The 16,529-nt window shown below is 71.1% G+C and carries 15 protein-coding genes; 7 read left to right on the plus strand and 8 right to left on the minus strand.

The genetic code is table 11. The features are described from left to right. Nucleotides 1–142: 142 nt before the first annotated feature. The 3 genes from MEBOL_RS07900 (at nt 143) to MEBOL_RS07910 (ending at nt 6,400) form a co-directional block, all read left to right on the plus strand. On the plus strand, nt 143–4,597 hold the full coding sequence (locus tag MEBOL_RS07900) for a DUF6982 domain-containing protein (RefSeq protein WP_157774811.1): 4,455 nt from the start codon (nt 143–145) through the stop codon (nt 4,595–4,597). A 108-nt stretch (nt 4,598–4,705) separates the two neighbouring features. After that, complete coding sequence (locus MEBOL_RS07905; RefSeq protein WP_095976839.1) at nt 4,706–5,287, plus strand: isoprenylcysteine carboxyl methyltransferase family protein; 582 nt, start codon at nt 4,706–4,708, stop codon at nt 5,285–5,287. A gap of 9 nt (nt 5,288–5,296) precedes the next feature. Continuing rightward, the gene (locus MEBOL_RS07910; RefSeq protein WP_095976840.1) at nt 5,297–6,400 is read left to right on the plus strand and encodes an NAD(P)/FAD-dependent oxidoreductase; all 1,104 of its coding nucleotides are present in this window, start codon (nt 5,297–5,299) and stop codon (nt 6,398–6,400) included. 21 nt (nt 6,401–6,421) lie between these two features. Here MEBOL_RS07910 and MEBOL_RS07915 read toward each other — a convergent pair whose 3' ends face one another. Together MEBOL_RS07915 and MEBOL_RS07920 are read right to left on the minus strand one after the other, a co-directional pair. Next, the gene (locus MEBOL_RS07915) at nt 6,422–6,931 is read right to left on the minus strand and encodes a hypothetical protein (protein ID WP_218920885.1); all 510 of its coding nucleotides are present in this window, start codon (nt 6,929–6,931) and stop codon (nt 6,422–6,424) included. A 96-nt stretch (nt 6,932–7,027) separates the two neighbouring features. Next, nucleotides 7,028–7,651 carry a YceI family protein gene (locus MEBOL_RS07920; protein WP_095976842.1) on the minus strand — a complete coding sequence of 208 codons (624 nt, stop codon included), beginning with the start codon at nt 7,649–7,651 and terminating at the stop codon, nt 7,028–7,030. A gap of 195 nt (nt 7,652–7,846) precedes the next feature. Here MEBOL_RS07920 and MEBOL_RS07925 point away from each other — a divergent pair, with 195 nt between their 5' ends. Continuing rightward, nucleotides 7,847–9,487 (plus strand): sigma-54-dependent Fis family transcriptional regulator, encoded by a 1,641-nt coding sequence (locus tag MEBOL_RS07925; RefSeq protein ID WP_095976843.1) that lies wholly within the window; start codon nt 7,847–7,849, stop codon nt 9,485–9,487. A gap of 12 nt (nt 9,488–9,499) precedes the next feature. Here MEBOL_RS07925 and MEBOL_RS07930 read toward each other — a convergent pair whose 3' ends face one another. From MEBOL_RS07930 to MEBOL_RS07950, 5 genes are all read right to left on the minus strand, one after another. Continuing rightward, nucleotides 9,500–10,228, minus strand: coding sequence for a rhomboid family intramembrane serine protease (locus tag MEBOL_RS07930; protein ID WP_095976844.1), 729 nt, complete (start codon nt 10,226–10,228; stop codon nt 9,500–9,502). Between the two features lie 168 nt (nt 10,229–10,396). Further along, complete coding sequence (locus MEBOL_RS07935; protein WP_095976845.1) at nt 10,397–10,594, minus strand: hypothetical protein; 198 nt, start codon at nt 10,592–10,594, stop codon at nt 10,397–10,399. Nucleotides 10,595–10,748: 154 nt separating this feature from the next. Beyond that, nucleotides 10,749–10,964 carry a hypothetical protein gene (locus MEBOL_RS07940; RefSeq protein WP_095982647.1) on the minus strand — a complete coding sequence of 72 codons (216 nt, stop codon included), beginning with the start codon at nt 10,962–10,964 and terminating at the stop codon, nt 10,749–10,751. Nucleotides 10,965–10,993: 29 nt separating this feature from the next. Then, nucleotides 10,994–12,190, minus strand: a complete 1,197-nt coding sequence (locus MEBOL_RS07945; RefSeq protein ID WP_095976846.1) for an acetyl-CoA C-acetyltransferase — start codon at nt 12,188–12,190, stop codon at nt 10,994–10,996. A 79-nt stretch (nt 12,191–12,269) separates the two neighbouring features. After that, on the minus strand, nt 12,270–12,929 hold the full coding sequence (locus MEBOL_RS07950) for a hypothetical protein (RefSeq protein WP_095976847.1): 660 nt from the start codon (nt 12,927–12,929) through the stop codon (nt 12,270–12,272). 158 nt (nt 12,930–13,087) lie between these two features. On the opposite strand from MEBOL_RS07950, the gene MEBOL_RS07955 reads away from it, so the two are divergent. The 3 genes from MEBOL_RS07955 to pruA all read left to right on the plus strand — a co-directional run bounded on the left by MEBOL_RS07955 (nt 13,088) and on the right by pruA (nt 16,043). Beyond that, nucleotides 13,088–13,798, plus strand: a complete 711-nt coding sequence (locus tag MEBOL_RS07955; RefSeq protein WP_095976848.1) for a S1 family peptidase — start codon at nt 13,088–13,090, stop codon at nt 13,796–13,798. A gap of 141 nt (nt 13,799–13,939) precedes the next feature. Continuing rightward, entirely contained in the window at nt 13,940–14,323 is a 384-nt protein-coding gene (locus MEBOL_RS07960) for a response regulator (protein WP_095976849.1), read from the plus strand. Between the two features lie 82 nt (nt 14,324–14,405). Then, on the plus strand, nt 14,406–16,043 hold the full coding sequence (gene pruA, locus MEBOL_RS07965; RefSeq protein WP_095982648.1) for an L-glutamate gamma-semialdehyde dehydrogenase: 1,638 nt from the start codon (nt 14,406–14,408) through the stop codon (nt 16,041–16,043). A 14-nt stretch (nt 16,044–16,057) separates the two neighbouring features. On the opposite strand, the gene MEBOL_RS07970 is transcribed toward pruA, so the two are convergent. Next, nucleotides 16,058–16,528: an SET domain-containing protein gene (locus MEBOL_RS07970; RefSeq protein WP_095976850.1), complete on the minus strand. Its 471-nt coding sequence runs from the start codon at nt 16,526–16,528 to the stop codon at nt 16,058–16,060. Between the last annotated feature and the right edge of the window lies 1 nt (nt 16,529).

Consider the following 16,529-nt stretch of genomic DNA (forward strand, 5'->3'; position numbering starts at 1 on the left):
GCGGGAAATTTCTTGCTTGGCGCTGCACCTGGAGAACCGGTTCTCCGGGTTCGCAGCGAGGTGACGGATGTCCGACACACGCGCGGCGATGAGGGAGTATCGCTTCCTGAATGAGAAGCGGACGCGGGGGAGCTTTTCTCCCGTGGAAGAGGCTCGATGGAACGAGCTGCGGGGGCTCCTGGGGGACCAGGCTCTCACCGAGTCGGAGCCGGTGGCCGCGGACGCCGCGCCAGCGCCCCAGGGCTACTACGGCGAGGATGGCCAGTGGTACGCCTACCCCGCTGGCTACGACGCCCAGCAGCCCCAGGGCTACTACGGCGAGGATGGCCAGTGGTACGCCTACCCCGCTGGCTACGACGCCCAGCAGCCCCAGGGCTACTACGGCGAGGATGGCCAGTGGTACGCCTACCCCGCTGGCTACGACGCCCAGCAGCCCCAGGGCTACTACGGCGAGGATGGCCAGTGGTACGCCTACCCCACTGGCCACGACGCCCAGCAGCCCCAGGGCTACTACGGCGAGGATGGCCAGTGGTACGCCTACCCCGCCGGCCACGACGCCCCGCAGGCCCCGGCTCCGGAAGCGCCCTCCACCGACGCCCCGTTCGTGATGCAGACCACCCTCGAGGTGGACACGTCCGCGCTGGACAGCGCCGAGCCGGAAGCGCCCGTGATGGAGGCGACCCCCTCCGAGGTGGAGCCTCCCGCCGAGGATGTCTTCGAAGTCGCCGATACCGATCTCGCGCCCGTCACTGGGGCCACGGCGCTGCCCGAGCCCCTGCCCGAGAGCGTCGTCGAATCGGTCGACATGGGCGATTGGGACGACCCCCCCGTGGCTCCCGCGCCGCCCGCCGTGGCGGCCCCGCTGCCCGTCGCCACTCCGCGCGCCCCGGAGCCCGTCCAGGAGCTGGGCGAGGACGACTTCTCGTCCCTCAACTCCGATACGGAGCCGCCCGCCGCCACGCCGGCCCTCGCCGCCGCCGCGCCGAGCGTGGAAGAGGACCTGGGGCCCACCCAGACCCTCGACATCCCCGCGACCGACATCTCGGTGCTCGACGCTTCGGGGCAAATGCCGTCCTCGGAGGTGTTGCTCGCCGAGGAGCCCGTCCAGCCCGTGTCCGAGGAGTGGGATTCCGCGCCGCTCGCGGTGGAAGACACGGGGAGCGCCGCGCCGCCTCCGCCCACCTACGACAGCTGGGATGACGCGGGCGTACCGCCGGCTTTCGACTCCGACGATGCGCCCGACGCGGATCGCATGGAGGTCACCGCCTCGTACGCGCTGCCCTCCTATCCCCCGTCCTCCGTCCCGCTCCCGCCCCCTGCCCCACCGCTCCCGGAAGAGGAGGCTCCCACGTTCGATGTCTCCGAGCTCGAGGCCTCGCCCGAGCCGGAGGCCGCCTATCCCGCGGTGGAGACGCCTTGGGAGACGCCCGTGGAGGAGTTCGAGTCCAGCGAGGCGCCCCCCGCCTTCGCGACGGAGACGAGCGCCGCCTCGGACGTCACCGATCCGCCGACCTTCGACGTGGACGATCTCGGTGCCGAGGTCGAGCCCATGGCCGCCGAGTCCGCTCCGCCCGAGCCCGCGCTGTCCGAGCAACGCGTTCCCACGCTGGAGCTGAACCCGGTGCGGGTGGGGCCCGATCTGGTGGCGGACACCGTCGAGGTCGCCGACTCGTTCGATCCCGAGGCCACCCGGCCCGGGGAGTGGGGCACGAGTGAGCAGACGTTCGACTCGGGAGACCCGAGCGATCCGGTTCCGCTCTCCAGTGCGCACGACTACCTGGGGCACAACGTGCACTCGGGCATCACGCTGTCGGACGAGCCCGTGCCGCTCGAGGATCCGAACACGGACTGGGGCAACAGCCCGGGCGATGACACCGGCGAGCGCCTCCAGCTGACGAGCGCCGCGGAGTTCATGAACACGCCGGAGTTCATCTCGGCCAGCGCGACCTGGGGCCACCAGCCGGAGAGCGAGTCCACGAGTCAGGAGCCCACCGAGGCCCAGGCCGAGTGGGCCACGCCCGCCGAGGAGCAGGCGCCCATCGAGGCTCAAGCCGAGTGGAGTGCGCCCGTCGAGGAGCAGGCGCCCGTCGAGGAGCAGGCGCCCATCGAGGCTCAGGCGGAGTGGAGTGAGCCCGCCGAGGAGCAACCCGCCGCCGAGGAACAGCCCGTCCTCGAGGCCCAACCCGAATGGAGTGCATCCGCCGAGGAGCAGCCTGTCCTCGAAGCGCAGGCGGAGTGGGCCACCGAGGAAACTCCCGCCGCCGAGGCCCAACCTGAGTGGGCAACGCCCGCCGAGGAGCAGCCCGTCCTCGCGGCCCAGCCCGAGTGGGCGGCGCCCGTCGAGGAGCAGCCTGTCCTCGAAGCGCAGGCCGAGTGGGCCTCCGCGGAAACTCCCGTGGCCGAGGAGCAGCCTGTTCTCGAGGCGCAGCCTGAGTGGAGCGCTCCCGTCGAGGAGCAGCCCGTTCTCGAGGCCCAGGCCGAGTGGGCCACGCCCGCCGAGGAGCAGCCCGTTCTCGAGGCGCAGCCCGAGTGGAGCGCTCCCGTCGAGACGCAGGCCGAGTGGGCCACCGAGGAAGCTCCCGCCCCCGAGGCTCAGCCCGAGTGGGCCACGCCCGCCGAGGAGCAGCCCGTTCTCGAGGCGCAGCCCGAGTGGAGCGCTCCCGTCGAGACGCAGTCCGAGTGGGCCACCGAGGAAACTCCCGCCGCCGAGGCCCAGCCCGAGTGGGCCGCCCCCGCCGAGGAGCAACCTGTCCTCGAGGCCCAGCCTGAGTGGGCCACGCCCGCCGAGGAGCAGCCCGTTCTCGAGGCGCAGCCCGAGTGGAGCGCTCCCGTCGAGACGCAGTCCGAGTGGGCCACCGAGGAAACTCCCGCCGCCGAGGCCCAGCCCGAGTGGGCCGCCCCCGCCGAGGAGCAGCCCGTCCTCGAGGCCCAGCCCGAGTGGGGTGCGCCCGCCGAGGCGCAGCCCGAGTGGGCCACCGAGGAAACTCCCGCCGCCGAGGCCCAGCCCGAGTGGGCCGCCCCCGCCGAGGAGCAGCCTGTCCTCGAGGCCCAGCCCGAGTGGGGTGCGCCCGCCGAGGCGCAGCCCGAGTGGGCCACCGAGGAAACTCCCGCCGCCGAGGCCCAGCCCGAGTGGGCCGCCCCCGCCGAGGAGCAGCCTGTCCTCGAGGCCCAGCCCGAGTGGAGCGCTCCCGTCGAGACGCAGTCCGAGTGGGCCACCGAGGAAGCTCCCGCCCCCGAGGCTCAGCCCGAGTGGGGTGCTCCCGCCGAGGAGCAACCCGTCCTTGAGGCCCAGCCCGAGTGGGGTGCGCCCGTCGAGACGCAGTCCGAGTGGGCCACCGAGGAAGCTCCCGCCCCCGAGGCTCAGCCCGAGTGGGGTGCGCCCGTCGAGACGCAGGCCGAGTGGGCCACCGAGGAAACCCCCGCCGCCGAGGCCCAGCCCGAGTGGGCCGCCCCCGCCGAGGAGCAGCCTGTCCTCGAAGCCCAGCCCGAGTGGGGTGCGCCCGCCGAGGAGCAGCCCGTTCTCGAGGCGCAGCCCGAGTGGAGCGCTCCCGTCGAAACGCAGTCCGAGTGGGCCACCGAGGAAGCTCCCGCCCCCGAGGCTCAGCCCGAGTGGGGTGCTCCCGCCGAGGAGCAGCCTGTCCTCGAGGCCCAGCCCGAATGGGGCGCGCCCGTCGAGACTCAGCCCGAGTGGGGTGCTCCCGCCGAGGAGCAGCCCGTCCTCGAGGCCCAGCCCGAGTGGGCCGCCGCCGAGGAGCCCTCCACCCAGACCCATTGGGCCGCATCGGCCGATGCTCACCACAACGGGTGGGAAGCGCCCGCCGAGCCATCGCCGAGCGCCGAGCCGCAACCCGAGTGGGCCGCGGAGGGCGCGACGCAGTCCTGGGACTCGCCCGTCGAGGAAGCACGGCCCGAGTGGGAGACGTCCGAGCCCTCCACCGAGATGGCCGCGGCGCCTCCCGAGTCCCAGGAGATCGATGTCACGGAGGACATCATGGAGGCGACGCCCGCGCCCGCCCCTGCCCCCGTCATCGTCCCCGCCCCACCTCCGGCGCCCCCTCCGGCCGCCGCGGTCGCGCCTCGGGCCGCTCCCGTGGCTCCGCCCGTCTTCGTCCCCCCGGCCGCCTCCACGACGGTGCCCGGCTCGCCCCTGCCCCGCGCTTCCCGTGTCGCCATGGCCGCCGTGAAGACTCCCGCGGCGCCCCAGGTGCCAGTGACGCCCGTCAACGCCTTCATCGAGGGCGAGCACCGCGTCATCATCCACACCGTGGAGGGACAGGTGAAGCGAGGCGCCATCCGCGACGTGAACCTGCTCGACGAGGCCATCCCGCTCGAGCAGCAGGCGGGCTTCGCTCCCGAGCGCATCGCCATCCAGCGCGTGAAGGCCATCTTCTTCATGTTCGCCACGGGCGCGCGCCCTCCCCAGCCCGAGGGGCAGAAGATCCGCGTCACCTTCAATGACGGCCGCCAGGTGGCGGGCTTCTCCAACGACTACCAGGGCACGGGGCAGGGCTTCTTCGTCATCCCCGCGGACACCCGCACCAACACCTCGCGCATCTTCATCTACCGCTCGAGCGTGCAGGCCGTCGCCGAGGGCTGAGCCCTCCCCCAGACGTCCTCCAGCCTCCACTTGTCCACGCACCGGCTTCGCTCCCGGTGCGTGGGCGAGGAGGCGGACCTATCTTCGCGGCCAAGGGGTGCGACCGCGATGGACATCTCCCATTCAGCACGGGCCTATCTGCTCTTCCTGGGTTTCATCGGGGTGGAACGGCTGTTCGAGCTCGTCCTCTCCGCGCGAAACGCCCGCCGGGCCCTGGCCGCGGGTGGGCGGGAGGTGGGCCAGGGGCACTACCGGGTGATGACGCTGCTGCACACGGCCTTCCTGGGGTCGTGTGTGGCCGAGGTGCTCGTCCTCCACCGCGCTTTTCCCGGGCTACTGGGTTGGGTGGCCCTGGGCGGGGCGGTGCTGGCGCAGTTCCTGCGCTACTGGGCCATCTCCACGCTGGGGGAGCGGTGGAACACGCGCATCCTCTTCATCCCCGGAGCGCGTCCAGTCACATCCGGCCCCTACCGCTTCGTGCGCCATCCCAACTACGTCGCCGTCATCCTGGAGATGGTGTGCATTCCGCTCATCCACGGTGGCTACCTGACGGCGCTCGTGTTCAGCGTGGCCAACGCGGCGCTGCTCGTCGTGCGCATCCGGGCCGAGGAAGCGGCGCTCGGCGCCGAGTACCAGCGTGCCTTCGGGGCCCGTCCCCGCTTCATTCCCGGCGCCGCCCATGAGCACTGAGGCCGCGCCATGACGGATGTGGCCATCGTCGGAGGAGGGCCCGCGGGACTCGCGGTGGCCATCCACGCCGCGCGCCAGGGACTCGTCACGCGCCTCTTCGAGCGCCAGGGCCTGCCCCGGGACAAGGCGTGTGGAGAGGGACTGCTGCCCGCGGGCCTCAGGGAACTCGAGGCGCTCGGGGCGCGCGCGCACCTCACGTCGGCGGATTGCGCGCCCATCGAGGGCATCCGCTACCTCCAGGAGGATGGCACCTCGGTGGAGGGCCGGCTGCCCATGCCCGGAGGCCTTGGCATCCGCCGGCTCGCGCTGGAGCGGGTGTTGGAGCGCGTGGCGCGGGAAGCGGGCGTGGAGCTGCGCGAACACTGTCAGGTGACGGGCGTCGAGCGGACGCGCGATCACGTCCGGCTGACGCTGGCCGATGGCGAGCGGGTGGAGGCGCGGCTGCTGGTGGCCGCGGACGGGCTCGCCTCGCCGCTGCGGCGCGCCCAGGGGCTGGAGGTGGCGCCAGGGGCCTCGGCACCGAAGCGCTTCGGGCTGCGCCAGCACTTCCGCCTGGAGCCCTGGACGCGGTTCGTGGAAGTCCACTTCGCCCCCGGCGTGGAGGCCTACGTCACGCCCACCGGCGACGAGCGCGTGGGCGTGGCCTTCCTCTGGGAGGACGGAGGGCTGGAAGGCCGCGTCGGCATCCCGGAGATGCTGCGCCGCTTCCCCGCCCTGGAGGCCCGGCTCGCGGGAGCGCCCCCGGACTCCTCACCCCGGGGGGCGGGCCCACTCCTCCAGACGGTGCGCGCCCGGGCCCTGGACCGCTTCGTCCTGGTGGGTGACGCCGCCGGGTACGTGGATGCCATCACCGGCGAGGGGCTGACGCTCGCGTTCCGCTCGGCGGCCGAGCTGGGGCGGCGGCTGCCCGAGGTGCTCGCGCGCGGAGCGACCCGGGAGTCCTTCCGGGCCTACGAGCGCGCCGTGCGGCCTCACTACCAGCGCTACGTCGTCTTCACCCGGATGCTGCTCACCCTGGCGCGCCGGCCCTGGCTGCGCGCCCGGATCCTTCGCAGGCTGGCCCGCCATCCCGCGCTGTTCGAGGCCCTGGTGAACCAGGTCATCGAGCCGTGAGCCACGGCGGGTGAAGCGCGGCTACTTGCGCGTGGGCGACCCGGGGCCGGCTTCCTTCAACCACGTGGCCAGCACGAGCGCCGTGGGCTCGTCGATCATCGTGGCGTAGGTGGGCATGCCCGTGCCGGGGATGAACTTCTCCGGGTTGCGGATCCACTTGGCCAGGTCCTCCGGCGAGCGCGAGGGGGCCTTGAGGATCTTCTCGTGGTAGCGGGCCCCGGGGGCATGGCACAGCGGGCAGCCGAACTTGGCGAAGAGCGCCGCGGGGTCGACCTTGGGTGCCGCCGGCTTGGCGGGCTCGGGCGCCTTCGCGGGCGCGGGCGCCGCCGCGGGCTTCGCGGGCTCCACGGGCTTGGCGGCCGCCACGACGGGACTGGCCGGGGGCGTCTTCTGGGCGGGCGCCGCGGTCTTCACGGGCTGGGGGGCAGGCGTCGACCCGCTCGCGCCGCAACCCCACAAGGCGCTGGTGACGACCAGGGCTCCGGAGAGAAATCTCCAAGCGGACGGGTGCGACGAATGCTGTCTTTTCATGGAAGGCGACGATGCCGCATCCGCTCCCGCACGACAAGCGGGGCCCCGTTGCCAGGGCCCCGCTGGAACAACCGTCACGTGTGCGTGAAGAAGCGACTACTTCTTGGCGGGCTCGGCGACCGCGGCGGCCTGCTTCTTGGTGAGCTCCAGGTCCAGGGTGATCGTCACTTCCTCACCCACGGCCACGCCGCCGGTCTCGAGCGCCTTGTTCCAGGCCAGCCCGAAGTCCTTGCGGTTGACCTTCGTGGTAGCCGTGGCGCCGCGCTTGGTGTTGCCCCAGGGATCCTTCGCCTCGGGGGTGAGCCCCTCCGTCACGTCCAGCACCACCGGCTTGGTCACGCCGTGCATGGTGAGGTCGCCCGTCACCTTGAAGCCCTTGCCCGCCTTGGCCACCTTGGTCGACTTGAAGGTGATGGTGGGGAACTTCCCGGTGTCGAAGAAGTCCGCGCTCTTCAGGTGCTCATCGCGCTTGGGCTCGTTGGTGTTGATGGTGGTGGCGTCGATGGTGGCCTCCACGGTGGACTTGGTGACGTCCTTGTCGTCGACGTTGACGGTACCGGACACCTTGGAGAAGGCACCGCGCACGTTGGTCACCATCATGTGCCGCACGGAGAAGCTCGCGGCGGAGTGGGCCGGGTCGATCTCGAACTCGGTGGCGAAGGCGAACGAGGGGGCGGCGAGGACGGCGGCGGCGAGGGCGGACTTGAGGAACAGCTTCATGGTGTGGCTCCAGAGGGGGGCATCGAAGTGCGGCGGGACGTCACCGCGGCCCCACGCGGCTTCCCTATAGCAAGGCGAGGACCAGCGCGCACAACCTTCCAACCCCCTGAAATGATTCAGTGACCCTGACTTCGACTCGCCGCGACCCTCTCAAAACGATAGGAAGGACGCTCATCTTGAGAGCGAGGCCCGGACGTGGCGGCGAAGCTGGAATTGGATCTAAGGGAGATTTTGACCTTCGAGCCGGGGGGAGGGCTCATCCACTTCGCGGGCCAGCGGGTGCTGCTGTGGGATCCCGTGGCGATGGGGCTGCTGCGCAAGGAGCTCATCGACACGCTGGGCATGACGGCGGCGCGCGGGCTGCTCACGCGCATGGGCTACGCCCACGGCTGGCGCACGGCGGAGACGATGAAGGACGCGCTGCCCTGGGCGGACGAGGCGCAATGGCGCCGGGCGGGAGGACGGCTCCACACGCTGCAGGGACAGGTGGTGCTCGAGCCGGTGGAGCGCCGCGAGGAGGACGGCCCCGCCCCGTTCGCGGAGGCCCTGTGGCACGACTCGTACGAGGCCGAGCAGCACCTGTTGCACCTGGGCACGGCGGAGGAGCCGGTGTGCTGGTCGCTCACGGGCTTCGCCAGCGGCTACATGAGCTACTGCAACGGCAAGCCCATCTACTGCCTGGAGACGCGCTGCGTGGGCCGGGGCGACCCCGTCTGCCAGATCATCGGCAAGCCCGAGGAGGAGTGGAGCGAGCCATGCCGCGAGGCGCTGCGCTTCTATGAGACGCGGTGCATGGAAGGAGCGCTCGCGCAGGTGACGGACGCGCTCAAGCAGGCCGAGCGCAAGCTGCGCGCCAAGCGGCAGACGCTCGCGCGGGTGTCCGGCGTGAAGGAGGATCCGGCCGGCATGGTGGCGCGCACCCAGGCCATGAAGCAGGTGCTCGACCTGGCGCGCCGGGCGGCGCGGGTGGACTCCACGGTGCTCATCACCGGGGAGAGCGGCGTGGGCAAGGAGCGCATCGCGCGGCTCATCCACGAGGAGTCGGGCCGGGCGCACAAGGCCTTCGTGGCGGTCAACTGCGCGGCGGTGACGGAGAGCCTGCTGGAGAGCGAGCTGTTCGGCCACGCGCGCGGCGCCTTCACGGGAGCCACGCATGACCGGCCGGGCCTCTTCGAGGCGGCGCACGGCGGCACGCTCTTCCTGGACGAGGTGGGCGAGGTGCCCGCGGCGATGCAGGCCAAGCTGCTGCGCGCCCTCCAGGAGCGCGAGGTGCGGCGCGTGGGGGAGAACACGAGCCGCAAGGTGGACGTGCGCGTGGTGGCGGCCACCAACCGCCTGTTGCCCACGGAGGTGGCGGCGGCGCGCTTCCGGCAGGACCTGTACTACCGCCTGCGCGTCATCGAGCTGAAGGTCCCCCCGCTGCGCGAGCGCCGGGACGACATCCTGCCCCTGGCGCGCATGCTCCTGGCGGAGGCCACGGAGCGGCTGGGGCGCCGGGTGCAGGGGCTGTCACCGGAAGCGGCCGAGCAGCTGCTGCGCTACGAGTGGCCGGGCAACGTGCGCGAGCTGTCCAACGCGCTCGAGCGCGCCGTGGCGCTGTGCGAGGGCAGCCGGGTGGAGAAGGACGACCTGCCCGAGGAGGTGCGCGTGGCGCCGCCGACCTTCCTCCCGGGAGACAGCCCCCGCACGCTGGAGGCCATGGAGCGCGAATACGTGCTCGCGGTGCTGGCGCGCAACGGAGGCAACCGGGCGCGCACCGCCGAGCAGCTCGACATCGGCATCGCCACGCTCTACCGCAAGCTCAAGCAGTACGGCGAGCCCGAGACCGCCCACTGAGACAGGGACGGCTCAGTTCAGGTAGCGGTCGTCCGGACGATCCTGCTCCTTGGAGAGGACTTTCAGGTGGCGCGAGCGTCCGCGCAGTTGCCGCTGCAGCCGCCAGTGCTGCACGCGCAGCAGGACGCGCCGGGGGCTGCCGCCGTTCACGTAGGCGAAAGCGATGATGAGGGCGAAGATCTCCGGCACCTGGCTGGCCACCCCCGCCGTGAGGGTGTTGAGAAACACGAAGCCCGCGCCAATGCCCGCCAGCACGTTGCCACTGATGGGAATGCCCCAGAAGTTGGCCTGACCGCGTCCGATGGACAGGCCGTAGGCCACCCACGCCAGCGTCGTCATCACTCCGCCGCCCGTGTAGACCCCATTCACGGGGAAGACGAGGCCCACCAGCAGGGTGAGGAAGCCCGCCAGCACCGTGCCGCCCCACACCACCCAGAGCAGGCGGCGCGACCCCCACGACATCTCCAGTCCCCCTCCGATGGAGTAGAGGATGAGGGCCCCGAAGATGATGCCCAGCGGATTCAGTTCGACGAAGGCGTAGGTGAAGGGCTGCCACAGCCAGAGGTTGTGCAGCACGCCCCCGGGCGACAGCAGCAACAACGCCCCCACTCCCCCCCGCGTCGCACCCGCCGCGAGCGCGATCACCGAGCCGGCCACCAGCCCGATCGCCAGCTTCGCGGCCATGGATTCCACCCCCGCGAATCCAAAACCCCCACCGCCCATGCTGCGCATCGGTCGCATCAAGCATCCTCCGCCCGGAACATCCGGGAGTCGCTCAAAGGTGGGGAAACGAAGCCCGCTTGGCAACCGTTTCCGTCGACTACCCGCCACTCCCAATGACGAAAGGCGCCCTTCCCCACCTTCTGGGAAGAGCGCCTTGGTCTTCATCGGCCCGCGCCGACGTCCGGCTCAGGACTTGTGACGGTAGAACAGGGTGATGGTCAGGCAGTGGAACTCCTTGTCGGAGGACTGCGTGACGATCTTGTCCACCACGTCCGCTTGCGGGTTCTCCTTGAGCCACTTGGTGATGTTCTCGCCCATGTTCTCGCGATCGCGCGCGAGCGTGGTGGAGAACACCTTGACTCCGGTGAAGTTGGTAACGGCCATTCCGATCCTCGTGTAGCCGAAGAGATTCCGCAGGTTTATCGCGAGTCTTGAGGGCCAGCAAGGAAACGTCCCGAATGTCCAGCCCTCGCCATACCCGTCGGTCCGGCTCCCACCCAACCCGACGCGGTGGGAGCATGCAGCAGAACCTGAACCCTCAGCGCATCCCCGAGGCCCGGCGGGCCTGACAGGACAGGTCATCCTTGCAGGCGGGACCGATCCCATCGGGGTGGGCCACCAGGGGGGCCTTGTCGCTCTCCTCCACGCCGCACACCACGCACTTGCGCTTGCGGTTGCGGCGCTCGGCCCGCCGCTGCTCGGCGATCGCCTTGGCCCGCTCCCGGGCCGCCTTCGCATCCAACTCGTTGCTCATCGTCACCTGATCCATGGAAATCGTCTGCCTCAGAGCGCCTCGATGAGAAGCGCGATGCCCTGGCCGCCGCCGATGCACGCCGAGCCAATGCCGTAACGGGCGCCCCGGCGCTTGAGCTCGTAGGCGAGCGTCATGGTGATGCGCGCGCCGGAGGCCCCCAGCGGATGGCCCACGGCGATGGCGCCCCCGTTGACGTTGGTGCGCTCGCGCGGCAGCCCCAGCTCCTTCTCCACCGCGAGGTACTGCGGCGCGAAGGCCTCGTTCACCTCGAAGAGCTCCACGTCCTCGAGCTTGCACTGGGCGCGGGCGAGCAGCTGGCGGATGGCGGGCGCGGGGCCGATGCCCATCACCTTGGGATCGCACCCGGACACGCCCCAGTTGACCAGCCGGGCGATGGGCTGGAGGCCATGCTTCTCCACGAAGGAGCGGGTGGCCATCACCATGGACCCCGCGCCGTCACAGATGCCGCTGGCCGCGCCCGCGTGCACCACGCCGTCCTTCTTGAACACCTTGGGCAGCTTCTTGAGCCCCTCCACCGTGGTCTCCGGACGGTTGTGCTCGTCGCGGGAGAAGACCGTGTCGCCCTTCTTGCCCTTGAGCGTGACGGGGGAGATCTCCTGATCGAAACGGCCGGACTCCTGCGCGGCGGCGAAGCGCTTCTGGGTGAGCACCGCGTACTCGTCCACCACGTCCTGGCCGAGCGCGTAGTCCACCGCGAGCTGCTCGGCGGTGAGCGCCATGGGCTGGCCGGTGTAGCTGTCGGTGAGGGCGCTCCAGAGCATGTCCTCCATGCCCCCCTTGCCCAGCGGAATGCCGAAGCGCGCCCCGCGGATGACGTGGGGCGCCTGGCTCATGGACTCGGTGCCGCCCGCGAGCACGCAGTCCGCCTGCTCGGTGAGCATCAGCTCCGCGGCGTTGATGAAGGCCTGGAAGCCCGAGCCGCACAGCCGGTTGACGCCTAGCGCGGGCACCGGCACCGGCACGCCCGTGCGCAGCCCCACGTGCCGGGGCAGGTAGATGGCGTCCGCGCTCGTCTGCACCACGTTGCCGTAGATGACGTGCTGGATGAGCTCCGGAGCCACCTTCGCCTGCGCGAGCGCGGCCCGGGCCGACTCGACGGCCAGGTCCGTGGCGCTCACGTCCTTCAGCGCGCCGCCATAGGTCCCGAAGGGTGTCCGCTTGCCGGACAGGAAGTAGATCTCTTCGCTCTTGGACACGCTCTTCATCGCGGCTGCTCCGGAATCTCGAATCGGGAAAGGGGCCCTTCCTACTCCCCACGCGGGCGCGGTGCACGCCCCGGGTGCTTCAAACCGTGCGCCCGCCCACGAACAGGAAAGCGACCATGGCGAGGGCCACGAGTGTCCATAACAACCCAGGAAGGCTCTGTCGTCGAATCTCCCGCTGCCCCGGACCCTGGAACCACGCGCGCCCAGCGAGCAACCGGCCGTGCGAGGTGAAATCCGCTCCAGGTGCGAGTCCCTTCAGACGCTCCCGGTGGGTCTGGAGCAACACCTCGGGAGGCACGGAGACGGATTCCCCGGCGCGGGAGAGGCCAAAGAGCACGCGAGCCGAGGACGGAGCCCCCTCCGTGAGCACCGCGCCCCCCCCGGCGAGCGGCGTGAGCAGGTAGAGCCGGGGTCCCCCCAGGGCGGACAAGTAGAGCGTGGCGAAGGCTCGCTCGCCTGGGTGGGCGAAGTCGTGGGAGCGGGTGCCCCGCTGGAATCGGGACTTCTGCACATGGGCACCGAGCGGCACGAAGCCCAGCTCCTGGAGCCGCCGCGCCCAGGGAACGAGTTCCGGTGGCGTCTCTCCAGACGCCTCGGGCAGGAGCTGGACCCGCGTGGGGAAGAGAAAGAGCCAAGCACGCCAGACATTGAGGAGCAGCAACTTCACCGCCATGGCCAGCACGGCGAGCACGAGCACCAGTTCGACGAGGGCGTTGAGCGCATCGGGAGCGAGCCGCATGGGGCGCGCACCCTAGCAGACGCGCGTCCAGGCCTCCTGGCGCAAGTCCCGGCCGCATGCCTGCTGAACGAACCTGCGACGGGCCTCCCCCCGAGGAATGCACATCGTCTCCGCAGGCGGAGCGCGAGGGGCGCGCCCGGGAGCGAAGGAGAGGCGGGATGAGGCACTCGAGACTGGCCGGCGTCCTGGCGCTGGGGATGCTGGCGGCATGTTCCCCCACTCGGGAAGAGGATCCGGTGTCCCGGATGGACGCGGCCCGGGAGGACTCCACCCAGCGGGACTTCCGCGCCCTGAGGGACGCCACCGTGACGCTCTACCCCGGCCACTGCGCGGGCGTGGTCGTGGCCGATGGCCGTCACGCGCTCACCGCCGCGCATTGCATCGATGGCGTCCCGGGCGAGCGCCAACCCGTGCTCCTGCGCGACGGAAAGCTGCTCGGGGGCGAAGTGAAGGTCGTGGACACCCGGAGGGACATGGCCGTCATCCGCCTGGACACGGTGGCGCCCGTGCACCCCCTGGTGGTGGCCACCACGCCCCCCTCGCCGGGAACGGAACTCCTCTTCGCCGGCCGCAATGATCGCCCGGGCGAACCCCAGGAGGTGGAGCTGCGCCGGCTCGGACGCTGTCCCTCGCTGCCCAGCGTGCCCCAGGCGCTCTTCACCAGCCTGCACGGCGCGAAGGGCGACTCCGGCGCCCCGGTGGTGGACCGACGGCTCCGGGTGGTGGGCCTCGTCCATGGAGGCGCGGCATGCAGCATCGCGGCCCCCACCGCCGAGGTGTCTCCCCTGCTGGACATGCTCGTCGCGGAGGTGGCCCGGCCCGACGAACAGCTGGGCGTGGGCGGCGCGGGAAACGTCGGCCACCCGTGAGGCGCGGCCTCGCGTCCAAGAAAACGGGACATCCCCTTCCATCGGCCCTTGGGTTGAGCGAAAATGAACAGCCTGGCCGGGGGGAGACCGGGCCAGCTCACGCGTCCGCGAACGCCTGTCTCCGAAGAAGGGGAGCCCGCCATGAAGCCCAGAGTCCTGATCGTGGATGACTCGTGGTCCATGCGCCAGACACTGCGGTTCCTGTTGGCTCCGGACTTCGACTGCGCGCTGGCCGAGGATGGGGTGAGCGCGCTCGAGCACGCCCGCACCCATCCGCCCGACATCATCGTCTCGGACGTGAGCATGGAGGGAATGGACGGATACGAGCTGTGCCGCCGGGTGCGCGCCGAGGCCCCGCTGCGCGAGGTGCCCTTCCTGTTCCTCAGCGGACATGAGCCCCGCCCGGATACCCCCGAGAGCGACCTGCCCTACCTCGTCAAACCGGTGGAGCCCTCGCGGTTGATCGCGCGCCTGCACGAGCTCGTCACCACCTCACGCCCCGTCCCCGCGCAGACCGGGAGTTGATGGGCCACCTCGGCGGTTCCTGGGTCGAGGGCCGGGCGCTATGCTCCGCGCCCTCCTTCCCCTTACCCCCCAGGTGCTCCGCGTGATCAACGCCTACGTCCGCGTCCCCCCGCCGCAGAACGAGCCCATCCTCGCCCACGCTCCGGGCAGTCCCGAGCGGGCCTCGCTCCAGGCCGCGCTCGAGCGCATGGCCTCCGAGCGCATCGACATCCCCATCCTCATCGGCGGCAAGCACGTGCGCTCGCACAAGACGGACACCGTGCGCATGCCCCACCGGCACTCGCACGTGCTGGCCACCGTCAACGAGGCGGACGCCAGCCACGTCCAGCAGGCCATCCAGGTCGCCCTGGAGGCCAAGGACGAGTGGGCCCGCATGCCCTTCGCCGAGCGCGCCGCCATCTTCCTGCGCGCCGCGGAGCTGCTGGCCACGAAGTACCGCCCCCTCCTCAACGCCTCCACCATGCTCGGCCAGTCGAAGACGGCCCACCAGGCGGAGATCGACGCCGCGTGCGAGGCCATCGACTTCCTGCGCTACAACGTCCACTTCGCCCAGCAGATCCTCTCCGAGCAGCCGGTCAGCTCCGCGCAGACGTGGAACATGCTCGACTACCGTCCGCTGGACGGCTTCGTGTTCGCGGTGGCGCCGTTCAACTTCACCTCCATCGCCATGAACCTGAGCGTGGCGCCCGCCCTCATGGGCAACGTGGTGCTCTTCAAGCCCTCGACCACGGCGGCGCTCAGCAACTGGTACATGATGGAGCTCTTGCGCGAGGCGGGCCTGCCCGACGGCGTCATCAACATGCTGCCCGGCGACGGCCCCACCGTGGGCAACCCCGCGCTCGCGAGCCCCCACCTGGGCGGCATCCACTTCACTGGCTCCACGCCCACCTTCCAGGGCATGTGGCGCACGGTGGGCGAGAACATCGCCCGCTACAAGCAGTACCCCCGGCTGGTGGGCGAGACGGGCGGCAAGGACTTCATCTTCGCGCATGCCTCCGCGGCGGATGACCTGGACGCGCTCGCCACGGCCATCGTGCGCGGGGGCTACGAGTACCAGGGCCAGAAGTGCTCGGCCGCCTCGCGCGTCTACGTGCCCGAGTCCCTCTGGCCCCGGCTCAAGCCCCGGCTCCAGGAGATGATCGCCGAGCTGCGCATGGGCGACATCACCGACTTCCGCAACTTCATGGGCGCGGTCATCGACGAGAAGTCCTTCAAGCGGACGTCCTCGTACATCGAGATGGCGAAGCATGGCGGCTCCGAGGCGGCCATCCTCGCGGGCGGCGAGACGGACCGGAGCGAGGGCTGGTTCGTGCGGCCCACGCTGGTGCAGGTGACCAACCCCCGCCACCGCATCCTCCAGGAGGAGATCTTCGCGCCGGTGGTGGGCCTGTACGTGTACCCGGACGCCCAGTTCGAGGAGGCCCTGCGCGAGTGCGACGAGTGCGCCACCTACGCGCTCACCGGCGCGGTGTTCGCGCGCGACCGCAAGGCCATCAGCCGGATGATGCACGCGCTGCGGCACACGGCGGGCAACTTCTACATCAACGACAAGCCCACGGGCGCGGTGGTGGGCCAGCAGCCGTTCGGCGGCTCGCGGGCCTCGGGCACCAATGACAAGGCGGGCTCCCTGCTCAACCTGGTGCGCTGGACGTCTCCGCGCACCATCAAGGAGAACTTCGTCCCGCCCACCCGGGTGCCCTACCCCTACATGGGGGAGTAGAGCCCCCGGCCGCGTCAGCCCAGCCGCCCGGCGGAGCGCAGCAGCGCCAGGAGGTGCGGCGTCACTTCCGGGCGAAGGGCGGCGAGTGACGCGTCATCCAGGTGCCTCGCTCCCTGGATCCACCGGGCGCAGGAGGGCGCGCCACAGGTACACCCGAAGGGCGTCGCCATGTCCCATTCCGTGGTCAGGTAGTTGAACGTCACGGACGCGCCTGGCGCCAGGGGCACGACGGCGCGAAGCCGGGCGTGTCCCGGCCCCTCGCCGAGTTCGATCCGAGCGTTGGGCGAGCACGCGTGATCGATGAAACACCATGTCGCGCCCGGCGACTCCAGGTGCAGTTGCTCGCCGACCTGGAGCGTGTGGCGGCCGGGCTCCCGGACCAGGGCGCCGTCGAGCACGAGCAGGATTTCCCCTGGCTCGACGGGCCGGGTCGTGATGACACAGGCCCCATTGCGGCCCGTGGCCAGGGTGACGGGTGAGTCCATG

The organism is Melittangium boletus DSM 14713, from assembly GCF_002305855.1.
Lineage (GTDB): Bacteria > Myxococcota > Myxococcia > Myxococcales > Myxococcaceae > Cystobacter > Cystobacter boletus.